The following is a 16,858-nucleotide window of genomic DNA, read 5'->3' as shown; positions in this document are numbered from 1 at the left end:
CTGTTGACACAACCTGCGTCATCACGGGTCGAGAGGGTGGGGATGGGCCGTCGAATCACCTTGGTGCTGCTCGGTTCACTGCTGGCATCGGGTGCTGTTGCCTGTGGAGACACCACGAGCGGTTCGCCGACTACGAGTACCACTGCGGCCAAGGCCTTGTTCGACCCGTGCACGCAAATCCCTGATGCTGCGTTGCGGTCTGCCGGGGTCGACCCGGGTACTGAAGACAAGGGCGTAGCTGGAGTAGATCAGTCCGGCTGGGAGATCTGCCGGTGGAAGGGGAGCCGCTACTCCATGACTGTGTTCTCGACGGCTCGCACTGTATCCGAGTTCGAGAATAAGCCAGGGAACGTCGAGTTCCGGGACGTCACAGTCGCAGGCCGGGCGGGTCGGCAGTTCAAGGTCGAAGGGGCTTCCAAGGATCTGCTCTGTGATGTTTTGTTCCCCGCATCCCAAGGCGTCGTGCAGTTGCGGATATCCAACTTGGCAGGCCTCGACAATCACGAAGATCCGTGCACGACGCTGTCTCGAGTCGGCGAGTCGATTGTTCCTGTGCTGCCACGTTGATCAGGGAGGGATCATTGAGCGAGGACAATGCGGCGGTGTGGAGTCGGCTGGTCAGCCAGGCTCGCGCCGGGGACCTGTACCTCGATGACGCGAACGCGGCATACCACTGCGCGAAAGCATGTGATCAGCACATAGCAGACCTTCAAGATCTAGCGATTGCTGCACAAGACGTGCAAAACGTATCCGGCTTCGGCGATTTCAAGATGGGCCACGATCTGGAAAAGAAATTCCTGAAGCAGGCTACCGGCGAACCTAATTCGATCGACCAGGTAATCCTCGAGCAGATCGAGACCGTGAAGAACATGCGCGAGGTCATGGCGATCTCCTTCAAGCGCATCACCGGCCAAGACATCGAGAACGCGACCCAGATCGCGAACACCACCGATCAGTCGGGTTGATGAGCAGCCGCGTTCGGTAGGTTGAGCATCTCTGAAATCTGAGCTTCTCTTCCTAGGCGTCAGTACGCGGAGGACACCGGCGAACGACGCGACCAAGGAGCTGTTCGGCGGGCCGCCCCAATTCGGTTCGGGTAGCGTCCGAACGCGCCGATCGCCACTGACGTCTGCGGCGATACGCGCTCTATCCAGTTGTCTGGTGTGAGCGTCCGGCTGCTTCGAGATAGGCGGCGGTCAGTTCCGCGAGCACGCCATCCGCGGGTATCGGCGCTCCGGCCAGGTGGGTGGCGCGGAGTTCCGCCATGAATCGCTCCCATAGTGGGGGACCGCCAGCGGCCAGCAGTTCGGCTCGCACGGTCAGTTCCGGCTCCGTGTCCAACCAGCGTGCGCCCCACGCGCCCAGCTGGGCCATCACCGGGACGAGTTGGATCGCGGCCTCGGTGAGGTGGTATTCGACCTTCTGGCGGTGGCTCGGATCGTCGTCGCGGGTGAGCAGGCCCGCGTCGACGAGTTTCGCCAACCGGCTGGCGAGGATGTTCGACGCGATGCCTTCGATGGACGCGGCGAGCAGCTCACGAAAGTGGGTCTTGCCGCCGAACATGATGTCGCGCAGGACGATCAGGCTCCACCGGTCTCCGAGCAGTTCGATCGTCATATTGATCGGACAGCCCGACTTGCCCGGCGCCACCGGCAGCTTGTCATGAGCAACTGGTTGCGACATGAGATCAGTATAGGTAGATTCCAACCGATTGCAGATTGCAACCGGAAGGGATGTCGATGACTCAGTTGGTCCGCGTTCAGAACTTCGCCGTGTCCAGCGATGGATACGGCGCCGGGGAGGGGCAAAGCCTCGAGCGGCCGTTCGGCCATGCCGATCCGGGTGAGCTCATGTCCTGGGCGGGCGCCACCGCGCACTGGCCCACCCGGACCGACCCCGGGGGAACCTATGGCCTCGACGACTACTTCACTCGCGACTTCACCAACAACATCGGCGCCGAGATCATGGGGCGCAACAAATTCGGCCCGCAGCGCGGACCGTGGGATAACTACGACTGGCAAGGATGGTGGGGCGACGAACCACCGTTCCATACGCCGGTGTTCGTTCTCACGCATCATGAGCGCCCCTCGATCACTCTGGGAGACACCACGTTCCACTTCCTGAATGCGTCACCGAAGGACGCGCTGGCGCAGGCATTCGATGCCGCGGAGGGCAAGGACGTGCGAATCGGCGGCGGTGTCGCCACGGTCCGGGAGTTCCTGGACGCCGACCTCATCGACACGATGCATGTCGCCGTCGCGCCGGTCGAACTCGGCCGCGGCGAACGGTTGTGGGCGAGCCCCGACGAACTCGTCGACCGCTTTCATCTGGAGCGGATCCCGAGCCCCAGCGGGGTGGTGCATCACGTGTTCTGGCGACGGTGAGGTCGCCGTAGCCAGGAGATTTCGCCTGACGATCAACTAGCGGCATCGGTTGTCGTTGCGACGAAGCGTGAACGGACCGGCATGTCGACGGTGCGGCCCCATCATCGCCCTCGCCTCGCGGCGTTATGGATTCGTGCCGCCGAATGCTGGCGCGGGGCACGGAAACGCCGATTATCGCCGTGCGGCGTGCGGCGATCATCGACACTGATCTGACACGTGTTTTGCCGGGCGCGTGTGTCACCTGTTGATTGCTTTGTGGAGAGGGCATGACCGCGTCCGTCGCCCAGTCGTACGCCGATACCGCCGGGTTCTACCCGGTGAAGGTCATCGATGGTGTTGGTCGGCGGCTTGCCTCGTGGCGGTGTGTGTTCTGGGCGACGGCCCGGCTCGGACTCGACGCTCGAGCTGGCGCCCCGAGTCGTCGACCGGGCGTGCCCAGCTTTTCGTACGTGGAATGTCGAAGACGAGGCGGTGCTCGCTGTGAAATACCATGACTTTACCGTGGACGATTCGAGAATCTGGACGGAAGTCAGCGACAGCTTCATGCCGATGGAGCAGAAGTACCGCGAACCAGGACGATGGCATGCGAGGCTGCTCGGTCAGGAAACGGCGGCCTACAGCATGTTGCACTGGAATCAGCGCGGTGACCGGATTTCGTATCGCACCCCGTCGCATGTCCGCAGGTTTCCGGCCGATGAGATCTACTGGATAATCCTTCCCGAGTTCGGCTCTTTTTCGGTTCGGTATGGCGACGAAACCATGCGAGTTATGCCGGGCGGGTTCATGATCATTCGATTCGACGAGGTATGTCAGTTGCACATGCCGTCTTCCGTGAGCTACGCCTTCCAAGTACCGCGTGCGGAAGTCGACCATCGGGTCGGGCCGCCCGTCGGGCTGGGACGGGTGCACAATTTGAATTCCGGGCTCGGTCGCGTCGCAAAGAACATGATCCGAAGCGTACATGCCGAGAAATCGCATCTTTCCGATCGAGAATTCAACGCGGTCTGTGAGCGGATCAGTGAACTGCTGTGCATGCTTTCCGTGGGCGATATGCACCCACAGCAGGTTCACCTGCGCGAGACAGCCGAGGCCATCCGGCGATATGTGCGGGATAACGTCGGCGTCGGTGACCTTCGGCTGCCTGCGGTAGCGCACGCGCTCGGATGGTCGCCTCGGAAATTGCGGTCGGTGCTGCGGCAGTCCGGAACGACATACCGAGATGTGCGTCAGGACGAGACACTGCGGGCGGCTCGCGACCTGCTGGAGAACCCAACGCGCGATGCCATGTCCATCCGGCAGGTGGCGGTCCGCAGCGGCTTCGCTCCGACGTGGTTCGCCGCGGCGTTCAAAGCGCGCTACGGCGAAACTCCGGGCGAATTCCGGCGGCGCAGGCTGGCCGAACTCGGCAACCAGCAGGTTCCGCGAATCGGTGCTCGATAAGAGTCCGACCATCGCCGCTGAGGGGCCGGATCTCGGTTCGTGTGATCCGGCCCCCGCCCTGGTCACACGGCGGGAACGAGTCGAACCGGAACGCTCAATGGGCCGACGGTCAGAAACTGCGGCCCGAAGGGAACATCGCCCGGATCGCAGGCAAGGCTCAACCGGGGGTATCGAGTGAATAGCGCGGAGAGCGCGATTCGGCTTTCCAGCCGCGCCAGCGGGGCGCCGAGGCAGAAGTGCGGCCCTCGGCCGAATGCCAGTTGGTCGCGGTGGTCATGATCGATGTCGAACACATCGGCATTCGGATAGTGTTCCGGATCTCTTCCGACGCCGGCGTACCAGAACACCAAGCTGCCCGCTGGGATCCGGCATCCGGCGATCGTGACATCTCCTAGCGCGTACCGCACGAAGGGGATGGTGACGGATGAGCGGTAGCGGAGCATTTCCTCGACGACGTCGGACCATCGATCTTCGGCGAGCGCGATCGCTCGTTGTCCGGGGTGGGCGCACAGCGTGACGATCGCGTTGCTCAGCAGGTGGACGGTGGTCTCGTGCCCAGCGATGAGCGTCAACCAGAGCATATTGACCATCTCGTGCATCGACAGGTCGTTCTCCGCGTTGGCCCGCAACAACGCGGAGGTGAGGTCATCGCCCGGTTCGGTTCGTTTACGCTCGAGCAGTTCGGCGAGGTAACCGAGCATGCCCTGCACCGCGGATTGCATTTGCTCGGCTGTGCTCGTGTGTGAGACGACCGTAGTGGCCCATTGCCGGATCTGCGGATGATCGGATTCCGGCACACCGAACAATTCGCAGATCACGCGGACCGGAAGTGGTGTCGTGAAGGAGTCGACTATGTCGATCTCGTCACCTTCGGGAAGGTCATCGATGAGGCTGGCTGCAATTTTCTGGATCCGCGGCTCGAGCGCGGCCACCCGCCCGGGGGTGAATGCCTGGCTGATCGTCCTGCGCAGCCGGCGATGCTCGGCGCCGTCTTTGTTGAGCATGTGGTCGAGGTCGGTGAGAGCGCGCAAGGGCCAGGCCGCCGGGATTGTGCCGTCGTGCAGAGCAGGGCAGTTCTTCGCGTTCTTGCTGAACAGTTTGTCGTCGCCGGCGAGGACTTCGCTGACCGCTCGATGGCTGGTCGCGACCCAGGCCGGCACACCTCCCGGAAGTTCGATCGGAACGACCGGGCCACGTTCGGCAATTCGGTCGAATGTTGCGAAAGCGAGCTCTCCGGGTGTGGGGAGCTGGATGACTGGCTCGGTCACGACGGCACCTCTACGAACAAAGGGACTGGATCGGTACTCCAACCAGCATCGGCAAACCAGGCTCACAGCAGCAGTGACACCGGCTTCTCGTGCCCCGCAACGGTACGAATAGCAAAGAAAACATACGGCCGGGACCGTCACCCCAGGCTGAATGCAGCGGGCGTTGCCGGTGAAGTCGCCGCGGCCGGTTCGACGGCCGACACGCTGTGCCCCCGTCGCGACGGCTTATGATCGACTTGTCGGGGCCAGCTGGTTTTCGCCTCCAGGGGTGAGTACATGAGTTACTCATGGTGCGGTCGGGGTGGTAGGTCGGCGCGGACGCCGGAGTTTCCGGGGAGGTCAGCGCCGGTGATCGAGCGAGCGGCCGGTGTCCGAGGGTAGTGGCGAAAGGACGCAACGCGACCTGACGTTCGGCGTCGCGGCGGAATTGGCCGCGGCGGGGTTCGCCGACGCCGAGGAGATCGGTCGCGGCGGCTTCGGCACGGTATACCAGTGCGTCGAGTCGGCACTCGAGCGCGCCGTGGCGGTCAAGGTTCTCGATTCCACCGTCGACGATCAAGACCGGACCCGGTTCCTGCGCGAACAACGCGCGCTGGGGAAGTTCTCCACCCACCCGAACATCGTTCAGGTGCTGAGGACCGATATCACCGCGACCGGACGGCCGTTCCTGGTGATGCCCCTGCACACCCGAGGCTCGCTCGACGCGCGGATTCGCGCCGAGGGACCATTGCCCTGGCAGGAGGTGCTGTCCGTGGGCGTCAAGCTGGCCGGCGCGCTGGCGACCGCGCACGCCTCCGGCGTCATCCACCGCGACGTGAATCCCGCCAACGTCCTGATCACCGACTACGGTGAACCGCAGCTGGCGGATTTCGGTATCGCGCGCGTCGGCGGAGCGTTCGAGACGGCGGCCGGCCTCGTCGCGGGGACCCCGGCGTACACGGCTCCAGAGGTGCTGCGGGGCGAACCTCCCACGGTTTCCTCGGACGTCTACGGGCTGGGCGCGACCCTGTTCGCGGCCCTCACCGGCCACGCCGCGTTCGAGCGCCGGGCGGGTGAGTCGATGGTGGCGCAATTCGTGCGCATCACCTCCGAACCGGTCCCCGACCTGCGATCCGCCGGTGTACCGGCGGCGGTGTGCGCCGCCATCGAAGCCGCGATGTCCACCGATCCCGCCGACCGGCCGGCCACTGCCCGGGATTTCGGCGAGCGGCTGCGCAGCGTGCAGTTCTCCTGCGGGCTGCCGGTGGACACGATTGCCGCCCCGGCGCAAGACGGATCCGTCGAAACCGTCTCCCCCGCCGGAGACCGGCCGATCCCGCCGACCACGACAATCGCTGCCACCGCGGTGCGCCCGCAACCGACGCCGAAGACTCGATACCGTCCGCCGACGACGCTGCGCCGACTGGTCGGTCGCCCGAGATTGCTGGAAATCTTACGGGAGGGACATGCCAGACGGCTGGTCCTCATTCATGGCCCAGCCGGTTTCGGCAAGACCACCCTGGCCGCGCAGTGGGCGCACGCCCTTGACGAGGACGGCGTCCGGACTGCCTGGTTGGCGATCGCGGAGGACGACAACAACGTCGTGTGGTTCCTGAGCCACTTGGTGGAGGCGATTCGGCAGGTTCGTCCCACGCTGGCGATCGAACTGACGCAGATTCTCGAGGAGCGTTCCGCCGGCGCGGCGCAGCAGGTGATCACGGCCCTGATCAACGAGATCCACGACAGCGGGGAGCCCGTCGCCGTCGTGATCGACGACTGGCACCTGGTGACCAGTCCGGCCACCCTCGCCGCGATGGAGTTCCTGCTCGACAACGGGTGCCATCATCTGCGATTGATCGTCACCAGCCGCGCTCGCACCGGTCTTCCGCTGGGGCGCATGAGTGTCCAGGACGAGCTGGTGGAAATCGACGAGAGCGCACTGCGCTTCGATTGCGGCGAAGCGGCGGATTTCCTGGTCGGTGTCAAGAGACTGCGCCTTTCCGATGCCGACGTCGACCGGCTGTGCGAGTCGACGGAGGGCTGGGTGGCGGCGCTGCAGCTCGCCTCACTGTCGCTGCGCGGCAAGGAGGATCCCGGTGTGTACCTGGATCAGATCTCGGGGCGGCACTACGCCATCGGGGAATATTTGATGGAAAACGTCGTCAGCGCGCTCGAACCGGCGATGCTCGACTTCGTCATGCAGACCGCGGTCACCGACACCATCTGCGGGGATCTCGCGGAAGCGCTGACCGGCGTGCCATCGGGGCAGGAACGTCTCGAGGAGGTGCGGCGCCGAGACCTGTTCCTGCGCAGCATCGATGACGAGCTGCGGTGGTTCCGCTACCACGGCCTCTTCGCGGACTTCTTGCGCCGGAGACTGGTCCGGCAGCATCCCGGTCTGCTCGAACAGCTCCATCTGACCGCGTCGATCTGGTTCGCCGAGCACGACATGCTGTCCGAAGCCGTGGATCACGCACTCGCGGCCGGCGCCGCCGAGCAGGCGAAACAACTGGTGCAAGAACACGCCGACACGCTGATCGAAGATTCCCGCATGGCCACCTTCCTCGGGTTGGTGAAAAAGCTGCCCAGCGCGATCACGGTTGCCGATCCACGGCTGCAACTGTCGGTCGCCTGGGCCAACATCTCGCTCCAGCGCCCCGCCGCCATCCGGACCGCGCTGGATCGTGTGGACGCGGCATTGGCCACCGCCGCACCGGACGATCCCGCGACCGCGGACCTGCGCATCCAGGCCGATGTGACGCGAGCCGCGGAATACCTCGTGACGGACCGGTTCAAGGATTTCCCGGATGCCGCTGTGGCATGGCTGCGGCAGCCGAGACGGTCGTTCTTCGCCAGCCTCGCGGCCACTACCGCGGAAGCGGCCGCGTTCTATCGCTTCGACTTCGCCGGTGCCCGCCGGTGGCACGCGTGGGCCGCGCCCTACCGAACCCGCGCCAACGGCCCGGCCGGCGTGGTGTACGGCGCCAGCATCGCCGGCGAAGCCGCCGCGGAACAGCTCGACATCGCCGAGGCAGAGACGATCTTCCGCTCCGCGCTCGACCTCGCCCGGTATACCGGCAGCCAGTCCCACGCGACCAGGCTGGCCAGTGGCCTGCTCGGCGAATTGCTCTACCAGAAAGGGGAATACACCGAAGCCGCCGAGCTGCTGGCCCCAGGTCCCGGCGTCGATGCCGGTGCTATGGAATTCCTGGTCGCCACCTACGGAACCGGTGCCAGGCTGACGGCAATGCGCGGCGACCTCGAGGCCGCACGGCGACGGCTGGACGAGGGACAGACGGTTGCGGAGCATCTCGCGCTGCCACGGCTGACCGCCCGGATTGTGAACGAGCGGGTACGACTGGGTCTGCCGATCAGCGACGAAGACCGGCACGCGCTCGAGCACCTACCCGCGTACCAGCGGCAACCGAACCACCCACTCGCGGTCACCGCCGAACTCACCCACGAATCGGCCATTCGTCTACTGCTCTCCCAACAGTCACCGGACGCCGCCGAGCGCGCCGCCGCCGACGCCGAACGGATCCTCTCGGAAATCCGTACCCAACCTCGCCCCCGCGCTCTGTTGCAGGCTCAATTGCTCTATGGCGGTTGCCTGTGCGCCGCCGGACGGATCGATCAGGCGATGGCCTGCCTGGCTCCGGCACTTTCTCGGTGCGCCGAACTCGGTCTCGTCCGCGTGGCCGTGGACAACGCCCCCGCGATCGCGCCGGTCGCAGCAGCCCTGCTCGATGTACCAGAGGGCCCCGACCGGCCACCCGGGCCCTTCCTGCGGCAGGTCCTGAACGAGAGTGCTGAGATCGGGGAGCGGAGGTATCACGGATGAGCCAGCGGTGTCGCCTCCTCGAAGTTGAGGTGCCGCCACCCTCGGGCTCGGCCGAGATCCCCCGGCGACCCGGCAACACTGGGCCGCACAGCGGACGGGACAACCCGCAAGTCGGCGGCATTGCGGGGCCACCGCTCCGATGACGGCCAGCCGTCTACAACCTCATGGCCTGCAACAACTAGCTGCCCGGGATCGGCAGCACGTCGAAGCTGATCACGACGCGCGGTTGTTCGTCGCGCTCGGCGAGCGAGACCGCGCCGCCGGGCGGAATCAGTGATGCGCCGCCACCGCCGGCGCCGGGTGGGGTGTCCGGGTCGCCGCGACCGTCGTTGCTCTGTCCGCCGACCCCGCCCCCACCTCCGCCACGCCAACCTCCGCCGCCCCCACCGCCGCCACCGATCCCACTGCCGGTGCCCGCGACCCCGTCGCCGCCCCAGCCGCCGTATCCGGGGCCGCCGTCGCCGCCCGCATGCGACTCGGGACCGAACACGTCCCTGCCGCCGCCCGGTGCCAGCGGAATATCCGGACCGCCCGCCGCGCCGCCGCGAGCACCGGCACCTGGCATGCCCGCGTCGCCACCCGGGGACAACCGCCCATCCCAGGTCGCGGCGCCGCCGCCGCCACCCGCGGCAGTGGCGAGTTCGGCAGTGCCGGGCACCGCGCTGGGCGGGAGGGCGACACCGAGGTCCAGCCATACCGACGACGCGCCACCACCATTGCCGCCCATGACATTCGGATAGGCGGCCGGATCTGCGCCCGGATATGGGCGCGTTCGCCCACCACGGCTGCCGCTCTCACGCTCGGCAACCCGGATGATCAGCCGCGCACCGGGACGGACCCAGACCTCCCCCGCCACGCGAGCGGCGCGTCCGCCCGGCGCGATGGTGTGGCAGCAGCTGTCCCCGCCCGGAGCGCCGACGGCATCGATGCGCACCTGGACCACAGACATCGGCAGTGGCAGGAATGTGCCGCTGCCATAGCCGACCGGCAGCGGGTGGTTGGCGGTGTAGGTGCAGGTGACGTGATACCCCTCCGCGGTGCATTCCGGTGGCAACGCTGCCGCCGACACCGGCCCAGCACCACCCGCTGCCGAGCTCATTGTCAGGACGCCAGCCACAGTTGTCGTGACAGCAATCGAACGCATATCCATCGACTTCCTCCCCGGCCCGGGTCGCGTCCACTCTTCGGGGACTATCGGCTCGGGATTTCGTGGTCAACGACGCTATCGTATGCGGCTCCTCCAGATATCTGGCCGGTATTCTCATGCCGGAGAACGATTTCGACGAACGCCGACTATGCGATAACCAGCACCAACGGAAATCCCCACAGCACGTATCGTCACGGTCGCGGCTGACTACAACCGCGGGTTGCGCTGCGGTAGCCGTGGGCGAACGCGGGCTTTGGGCATGCGGCCCCGGCCGTGTCGATCGGACGGCCGGATTCGCGGGGTTCAGTTCGAGAGCGGGAATTCCCGGGCTGCGTTCGGTCGGAGTGTGAAGCGCCGTCGGTCGAAGTCCCACAGTCGGTAGATCGGCCACTGGATGGTGTGGGTCAGCCACGCGCCGACGATGACGGCGCGGTGGAACGGGAGCACCGTATATCCCTGGTTGGTGATGGTGCGCAGACCGGCGAGCTGGAAATGCCACCAACGGCGCGGGCTCGTCCTGCGGCGGCGGGCGGAGGTCTCCGCGCGCATGTGCGTCAGTTGGTCGATGACCAGGTCGTTCTTCGTCAAGCAGAGCGCCAGATCCAGATCGTCGATCACATCCGGCCGAGTCGTGGTCTCGGTGCGGACCTTCTCCCACGCCGTTCGGCGAATAGCCATGTTCGGCCCGTGCATATTGCCGACCCGGCCGCCGAGTTTGCCGCGCCGTTGTTGCAAGTAGTAGCCGAATTTCAGGAAGAAGCCGACCGGTGAGTCGTAGTAGGTCGTGATGCCGGTGACCGCAGCGGTGTCGCGGTACTCCGTCAAGTGACGTGTGATGACCTCGCCCCAGTCGGGTGCGACCAGAGTGTCGGCGTCGGTGCGGCCGATGAAATCACCGCGTGCCTTGTCGAATCCGGTGTTGCGCGCACGGGCGACACCCCTCCGGAGTTCCTCGATGAGTACGACCTTGGGCTGATTGATCGCGTATTCGGCGACGATCCGGCGAGTGTCGTCGGTACTGCCGTTGTCGACCACGATGATCTCGCCGATCGCGTCCTGCGCGGCGAGGCGGTCCAGTGTGCGGATGATGCCCGCCGCTTCGTTCAGCGCGGGGATGACGACGGACAGGACCGGTGTCGAGGGGGGATTGCTCATCGGCGTATAGCTCCAGGTGTGCCGGGATTGACACCGTAAGAACATGCCGATGATCAGCGGGTCTGATCTGTCGTGACTGCACGCGGCCGCTCTCGGGTGTCGGTGTGAATCGAAAAATACGCAGCCGTCCGCACTGACGGGAGTCCGAAATGTACAGGCTTGACTGCGGAATGGCTTTGTGCCTGTTATCGATCATGGTGATTGTCACAGGATTCGGGTGTCCATTCGAGTGAGCTCTCACAGCGGTTCGGCCGGGCATAGTGCGATTGACCGCGTCGCGTACGAGTGAGACCCTGCTGGTCGTCTGCTACTGTTGGCGCAGCTTGAGTTCGTCGCGGGCGAGAGGGTGGGGATGGGCCGTCGAATCATGTTGGTGCTGCCCGGCTTTGCGCTTACATCGAGTACCGAGCAGGTGCGGTGATGGGCAACCCGTTCAGTGGTCTACAGGTCCTCAACTTCGATCTGGGTTCGACGGTGCTCCGCAACGTCACCAACTGGATTTCCGGTGAAGAGTTGCGGCCCGATGTCGATCCCGCCGCTGTGCAGGACAGATACAACCGGCAGCGCGACAGCGTACGCAGTCAGGGCGCAGGCCTCGGCTTCCAGGGGGAATTCCGGCCCAGGGAAGTGCTCGATGCGGACGAGTTCGAAAGGTACGACGTTGCCACGCTGCGCCAAAAAGTCGATCGAATAGGCTTGGCCGCGGTCAATGACCTTATCACCAGCTGGAACAATATCGCTGACCGCAACCATAATTCGCTGACCGACTTCACGAAGGAAATGGCGCGCGGAACCGACGAGAGCGTCTGGCGCGGCGCGGCGCGCGACGCGGCGGCGAGCGCGGTCCGCGACTACGCCGCCCAGGGTGCGCAGGTCACGAATGCGGCCCGCCTGACCAGCAGCAAACTGGCCGAATTGCGGACCGGGTTGGAGCCCACCGTGCAGCTGGTCCCGCACGCACCGGACCATCGCAGTGGCGTGGACAATCTCCGTTCCTGGGTGGCCGGGCGTGGCTGGCGCAATGACGATGTCGCCGAGCACAATGCGAAGGCCGAAGCGTTGCGGGTGCTGCGCACCGTGTACGCGCCGGTCGTGATGGAGTCCGACACCAACGTGCCGGTGATTCCGCGTCCGGCGCCGGTCACGAATCCGGGCGACACCAACACCGGCGGTCCCAGCCCACGCGGCACGAATACCGGCAGCGGTAACCCGTCGGGCACGCCGTCGCCCGGCTCCAACCCGCCTGGCACCGACTCGCCCGACAACTCGACCACTCCTTCGAGCACCCAGTCGACGGACAACCCGGCTGGGACACCGCAGTCGACCAGCACCGATCCGGCCTCCACGACACCGGCTTCGACCACACCCGCCTCCACCACGCCCGGCGCCCCGGGCACTCCCGGCAGCCCGAAGCTCGGCGCGCCGGGCAGCCCCGGAAGCCCAACCGGTCCCGGCGCGCCGGGTGTCTCCGTTCCCCCTTCGGGGCGACCGGGCACACCGAACACGACCGGAGCCGTCCCGGCCGCCTCGCGGTCGGGGAACCCATCCGGACGGCCCGGCATGGGCGGCGTGCCGGGCGGGATGGGTCCTGGCGCGCGCGGCGGCAAGTCCGATGACGAGTCGAGCAAGGGCATTCCGGACTACCTGATCACTCAGGAACACGGCGATGAGCTCACCGGCCTGGATGACCTGCCCAGGACGGTGCCGCCGGTCATCGGTGACAACCCGGCATCGTAAGGACATCGCCCATGCCTGAAGTGCGGAGCTGGCGGTTCACCGCGCTCGAATTCCGGACACTGTGGGAGTCGACGGGACGCGACGTGCTGCCCTATCCGCTGCGGCACCAGTACACGACCGAGTTCCGGTCGGAGAGTCTGCGGTTGCGGCAGGAGGCGGCGCGGTCGCTGCGCCCGCGCATCGACGACGACCTGCTGCGCACGGTCGAAGTGCTGCTGGCGCCGGAGGCGCGGGTGGAACTGGCTGCCTTCGTCGGCGCCCGGCGCGACCGCAGGTTGCGTGCGCACGCAGGAGTGCATTACCAGCACGGGGCGGTCGCGGTGCAGGAGCCGGGCCCGGACCCGGAACAAGGCGGTGACGTCGTGCTGACGTTGCTGCCCGCCGGTGAGGTGGCGCGGACGGTGGTCGACGTGTTCCCCAGCTGCGCCGCGGGGCGAGGCAAGCAAGTGCAGGTCACGGCCGAGGAGCTGGGACGCCCACGGCCGCCGGTCCGCGACGCGTGGCGGCCGACGCCACGGGAGGAGTTCGAACGGTTCTTCACCCAGGCGATGACCTTGATCGGTCACGTCGGCGTCTACGCCATGGGCAGCGTCGACAATCGACACATCCGAGGCCGCAAGGATTTCCAGCTCAACGACGTCGAAAATGACGGCCGCTACGTCACCTTCGGCACCGACACGCTGACCATCAAACCCACCACCGATCAGCGCGTCGCCACCACCTTGCAGCAGATGATCAACCGAACTGTCACGGAAGTGCGCGACGGCGTCCACCTACCTTATTGACCACCGTGCTCGACGGAGTGTTCCGAACCGGAGGACCGTGGAGCCGCCACGGTGTCTCTGCCCGCCGACCTTGTGCATCTGCTGATCCATCGAGTGGGCCTAGGCGCGGAGGTGGGGTGATCAGTTTCCGGGTTGCTTGCGCAGGTCTTCCTCGCGGTAGCGGCAGCCTGTCGAACCGGTGATGAGAGCGGCTTTGTAAGTCCCGAGCTTGATCTCGTTGCCGTTGTCGGGGGAATGCATAACTACGTCGTGATTTTCAGGCTTGTCGGCGCGAATGGTCAGTGATGTTATGCCGTTCTGTGCGGCGATATCGCGTGCGATATTCAGGACTCTGGTCCATTGGTCGTCGGAGATCGGGATCGATGAGACGAGGGAGTCGGTCGTCATCGATACCCCGTCGGTTTCCAGGTACGGTGATGGGCAGCCCAGCTTCCCTTGTCCTCGATTGATGACTGTTCGCCAGTCCAACTGAGGCGCAATAGTTTTCGCGGCATCCGCGATCTGCCGAATTATCGCGGCGAGTTGTTGCTCGGTGGCTTCCACAGACGGCAACTGTCGCATCATGGCCTCGGCGTGAGCGATCTCGTCTTTCGTCACGGGGTGGTTTGGGTCGTCCAAGTTGCTTCCGCATCCGCTCAGGATCGCCGCGATGGCGATCGATGCCATGATTCGTCCAGCAGCCTTGATCGCCATGTCAGCGCACCGCCAGGTGCGGCAGTCCGGCAATGATGACGGCCATGTTGTATCCGGCTGTGCGAAGTTCGCCGTTCGCACTCAGCCGCGGGTACTCGCTGTGGCCATTCGAGTCCTCACGATGGACGCCGTCGCTGGTCGTAGCCTCGGCAACCGAGAGTTGATCCAGTTTTGTCGTCACGGGATCGGGTCCGAATATACCGGTGCCATCTGCCCAAGTGATCGGGTCATCGGGTGCGCGCATCACGTAACCACGGCCCTGTGGCAGGCCGAGATCCGGCTCGTCGTCGGCGTTTATTCCGGGGGAGCCATAGAAGACAGCGTCGTCGACGGGCTGGCCGGGACCTGGATCCTGCAAAGCGAGTGCTGTCGTATAGGACCCGTAGGAGTGGCCCAATGCCGTGATATGAGGATCTGGCTTGTTGGAGGCGGCATCCAGACCGCTGAAGAAGTTTGCCAGCTTGGGTGCACCTTCCTTGGCCCGGTCGGAGCTTGCCGCCTCAGGTCCGATTTCTGGTGGTGGCTCATAACCGAGCCACGCGATCGACGCCACCCGCTCGCCAGAACGGCCAGCCCTGTTCAATTGGTCTTTCGCCTCTTGCTGCACCGCTTCTGCCTCGCGGGTCATTCCCCCCAACGATTCAACGGTCGTGGATACGCCAGGAACGGTAACCGAGACGTGGTCCGCGTTATCAGGGTCGCCGACGGCAATCGCGGCCATCCCTTTCTCTCCCGATTGCATATCCAGCAACAGCAGGCGGGCACCTGTGTCCGGGTTGGCCGGGTCGAGCGGACGGTCCTTCAAGATGCCCTCGATCGCGTCGAGATCCTTCAACTTCGCCTCGACGCGGGCCAATTCCGCTTTGTCCTTGCCATACGGATCGGGCGCATTCGGATACCTCGACCCGTCGGGCGCGTCTTTCAGCTCCTCTCGCAGTCTGTCGCGTTCCTGCGTCAATCGAGTGCGTTCGTCATCGATCCGGTTGACGTTCGCTTCGTGGCGAGCCATGGACGGTATGCCGTCCCGGTTGCCGATCCATTCGGGGTGCTGCTCGATGACCTCGCGGCGCTGCTGTTCGTCCATCGCATCCCAGTACTCCTTGTTCTGCCTCGGAGTCGCGTTCTCCGGGGGAGCGGGGGCGGTCAGTCCGCCTTGCGATGCGCCGGTGGTGGAGGCCGCGGCCACGTCGGCGGCGTCCTTGTCGTCGATCTGTCCGTCCGCGGCTTTGTTCAGTACCGCGGCCGCGTCCGCGTTGATGTCGTCGGCTTGGCGCATGACGGCGCGTGCGGCGTCGATCAGCTCGAGTCGCAACGCCTCCACCGACGCCGCATCGGGTGCGCCGGGTCGGTCGGCGATGGTGACGTGCCCGTTGTCCCAGACTTCGAGACCGTGCGCGGCGGCCGTCCGGTCGATCGTGGCCAGGGTCGCCTTCAAGTGCTTGACGGCTTCCCTGGTTTGTTTCGTCAGTTCTCGGACCGCGCCGAGCGCTGCGGCCTCGTCGGTCAGCTGGTCAGCGGTGACGGTGAAACGGCGGCGCGCCGCGTCCGCTGATTCGCCCTGCCAGCCTGGGAGTCTGCCGATGTCCGCGAGCTGCTTGTCGACATCTTCCAGTGTGGTGAGACGGCGAGACAGCGACGTTTCGAGCATCTCCAGCGCGAGTTCGTTCCACCAACGGATGTCCGGTAACAGCATCGACCAGCGTCCCCCCATAGAAATCGCATCGCTTGTGCTGCCCGGTATCGTAGCGGGCAGTTACGCGTATTCGCTAGACACAGGGGGCGTTTGATGGCTGATTCCGTATCTGTCGATCCTGAACTGCTACGCGGTGCGGCCGGTCGGCTCGACGTCATGTTCAACGACTCGGGCACGAAGCTTCGGGAGATCGATCAAGCGATCGCCGAAAGCCGGGACGGATGGAAGGATTCGGCGGCGAGCGCGTTCGCGCGGTTCGCCGCCTATCTGGACGGCCGCCGGAACATATTGCAGCAGAACCTCGGCGAGCTTTCCGAATCGCTAACCGCCGCGGCCGACAACCTCCAGTCGCAGGACCAGTCGAGGAGTACCCAGCTGACGTCGCAATCGTCCAGCCTCGACCTCTGAGTCGGGTAAATCGATTCTTCGGTTCGAACAGCGCCACAGATATGAGACTGGGCCGCCGGCGCAACGTGCCGACGGCCCAGCCGAATCACCTGTCAGATGAAGGTGAAGGCGACGCCGTTACTGGTCCCACCTCCTGTCGTGGCGGTGATCTGCACGGTGCCCGTTCCTGCGGGAGAGACTGCCGTGATCTGGGTCGCGGAGTCGACGGTGAACGAGGCCGCCGGTGTCGCACCGAAATCGACTGCCGTAGTTCCCGTCAGATCCGTTCCGGTGAGAACGACCGTCGTGCCACCGGCTGCCGCGCCCGAATTCGGGGCCGCGCTGGCCA

General features: G+C 65.4%; 15 protein-coding genes and 1 pseudogene. 9 read left to right on the top strand and 7 right to left on the bottom strand.

The window, feature by feature from the left end:
* The first annotated feature begins 42 nt into the window (after positions 1–42).
* Both ON34_RS34795 and ON34_RS36170 read left to right on the top strand, forming a co-directional pair.
* Positions 43–567, top strand: a complete 525-nt coding sequence (locus tag ON34_RS34795; protein WP_083889602.1) for a DUF3558 domain-containing protein — start codon at positions 43–45, stop codon at positions 565–567.
* Positions 568–581: 14 nt separating this feature from the next.
* Positions 582–965 carry a hypothetical protein gene (locus tag ON34_RS36170; RefSeq protein ID WP_157172356.1) on the top strand — a complete coding sequence of 128 codons (384 nt, stop codon included), beginning with the start codon at positions 582–584 and terminating at the stop codon, positions 963–965.
* 181 nt (positions 966–1,146) lie between these two features.
* On the opposite strand, the gene ON34_RS20520 is transcribed toward ON34_RS36170, so the two are convergent.
* Complete coding sequence (locus ON34_RS20520; RefSeq protein ID WP_051022918.1) at positions 1,147–1,683, bottom strand: winged helix-turn-helix transcriptional regulator; 537 nt, start codon at positions 1,681–1,683, stop codon at positions 1,147–1,149.
* A 56-nt stretch (positions 1,684–1,739) separates the two neighbouring features.
* On the opposite strand from ON34_RS20520, the gene ON34_RS20515 reads away from it, so the two are divergent.
* From ON34_RS20515 to ON34_RS37680, 3 genes and pseudogenes are all read left to right on the top strand, one after another.
* A complete protein-coding gene (locus ON34_RS20515) occupies positions 1,740–2,384 on the top strand; it encodes a dihydrofolate reductase family protein (protein ID WP_040781937.1) in 645 nt (214 codons plus the stop codon).
* 330 nt (positions 2,385–2,714) lie between these two features.
* Positions 2,715–3,350, top strand: a pseudogene (locus tag ON34_RS38560) (AraC-like ligand-binding domain-containing protein); the annotation flags it as partial.
* A gap of 222 nt (positions 3,351–3,572) precedes the next feature.
* A complete protein-coding gene (locus tag ON34_RS37680; protein ID WP_245548112.1) occupies positions 3,573–3,824 on the top strand; it encodes a helix-turn-helix domain-containing protein in 252 nt (83 codons plus the stop codon).
* A 62-nt stretch (positions 3,825–3,886) separates the two neighbouring features.
* Here the strand turns inward: ON34_RS37680 and ON34_RS20505 are convergent, their stop codons facing one another.
* On the bottom strand, positions 3,887–5,233 hold the full coding sequence (locus ON34_RS20505; protein WP_157172355.1) for a cytochrome P450 family protein: 1,347 nt from the start codon (positions 5,231–5,233) through the stop codon (positions 3,887–3,889).
* A gap of 226 nt (positions 5,234–5,459) precedes the next feature.
* On the opposite strand from ON34_RS20505, the gene ON34_RS20500 reads away from it, so the two are divergent.
* Entirely contained in the window at positions 5,460–8,912 is a 3,453-nt protein-coding gene (locus ON34_RS20500) for a serine/threonine-protein kinase (RefSeq protein WP_040781740.1), read from the top strand.
* A 178-nt stretch (positions 8,913–9,090) separates the two neighbouring features.
* Here ON34_RS20500 and ON34_RS37035 read toward each other — a convergent pair whose 3' ends face one another.
* Together ON34_RS37035 and ON34_RS20490 are read right to left on the bottom strand one after the other, a co-directional pair.
* A complete protein-coding gene (locus ON34_RS37035) occupies positions 9,091–10,011 on the bottom strand; it encodes a hypothetical protein (RefSeq protein ID WP_051022916.1) in 921 nt (306 codons plus the stop codon).
* 351 nt (positions 10,012–10,362) lie between these two features.
* Entirely contained in the window at positions 10,363–11,214 is an 852-nt protein-coding gene (locus ON34_RS20490) for a glycosyltransferase family 2 protein (protein WP_040781737.1), read from the bottom strand.
* A gap of 420 nt (positions 11,215–11,634) precedes the next feature.
* On the opposite strand from ON34_RS20490, the gene ON34_RS33690 reads away from it, so the two are divergent.
* A complete protein-coding gene (locus ON34_RS33690) occupies positions 11,635–12,951 on the top strand; it encodes a hypothetical protein (protein ID WP_051022915.1) in 1,317 nt (438 codons plus the stop codon).
* Between the two features lie 11 nt (positions 12,952–12,962).
* Positions 12,963–13,736 carry an ESX secretion-associated protein EspG gene (locus tag ON34_RS20480; RefSeq protein ID WP_040781734.1) on the top strand — a complete coding sequence of 258 codons (774 nt, stop codon included), beginning with the start codon at positions 12,963–12,965 and terminating at the stop codon, positions 13,734–13,736.
* A gap of 120 nt (positions 13,737–13,856) precedes the next feature.
* On the opposite strand, the gene ON34_RS20475 is transcribed toward ON34_RS20480, so the two are convergent.
* Both ON34_RS20475 and ON34_RS20470 read right to left on the bottom strand, forming a co-directional pair.
* A complete protein-coding gene (locus ON34_RS20475) occupies positions 13,857–14,429 on the bottom strand; it encodes an LppA family lipoprotein (protein WP_051022914.1) in 573 nt (190 codons plus the stop codon).
* Position 14,430: 1 nt separating this feature from the next.
* The gene (locus tag ON34_RS20470) at positions 14,431–16,122 is read right to left on the bottom strand and encodes an alpha/beta hydrolase (protein ID WP_040781731.1); all 1,692 of its coding nucleotides are present in this window, start codon (positions 16,120–16,122) and stop codon (positions 14,431–14,433) included.
* Positions 16,123–16,215: 93 nt separating this feature from the next.
* On the opposite strand from ON34_RS20470, the gene ON34_RS20465 reads away from it, so the two are divergent.
* Positions 16,216–16,530 (top strand): WXG100 family type VII secretion target, encoded by a 315-nt coding sequence (locus ON34_RS20465; protein WP_040781728.1) that lies wholly within the window; start codon positions 16,216–16,218, stop codon positions 16,528–16,530.
* Between the two features lie 92 nt (positions 16,531–16,622).
* Here ON34_RS20465 and ON34_RS20460 read toward each other — a convergent pair.
* Positions 16,623–16,858: IPT/TIG domain-containing protein (locus tag ON34_RS20460; RefSeq protein WP_040781725.1), on the bottom strand; the 236-nt coding region annotated here is incomplete at its 5' end.

Source organism: Nocardia pneumoniae NBRC 100136 (genome assembly GCF_000308755.1).
Lineage (GTDB): Bacteria > Actinomycetota > Actinomycetes > Mycobacteriales > Mycobacteriaceae > Nocardia > Nocardia pneumoniae.
Note: the sequence above shows the minus strand (reverse complement) of the source record. Positions and strands in the feature narration are given on the sequence as shown.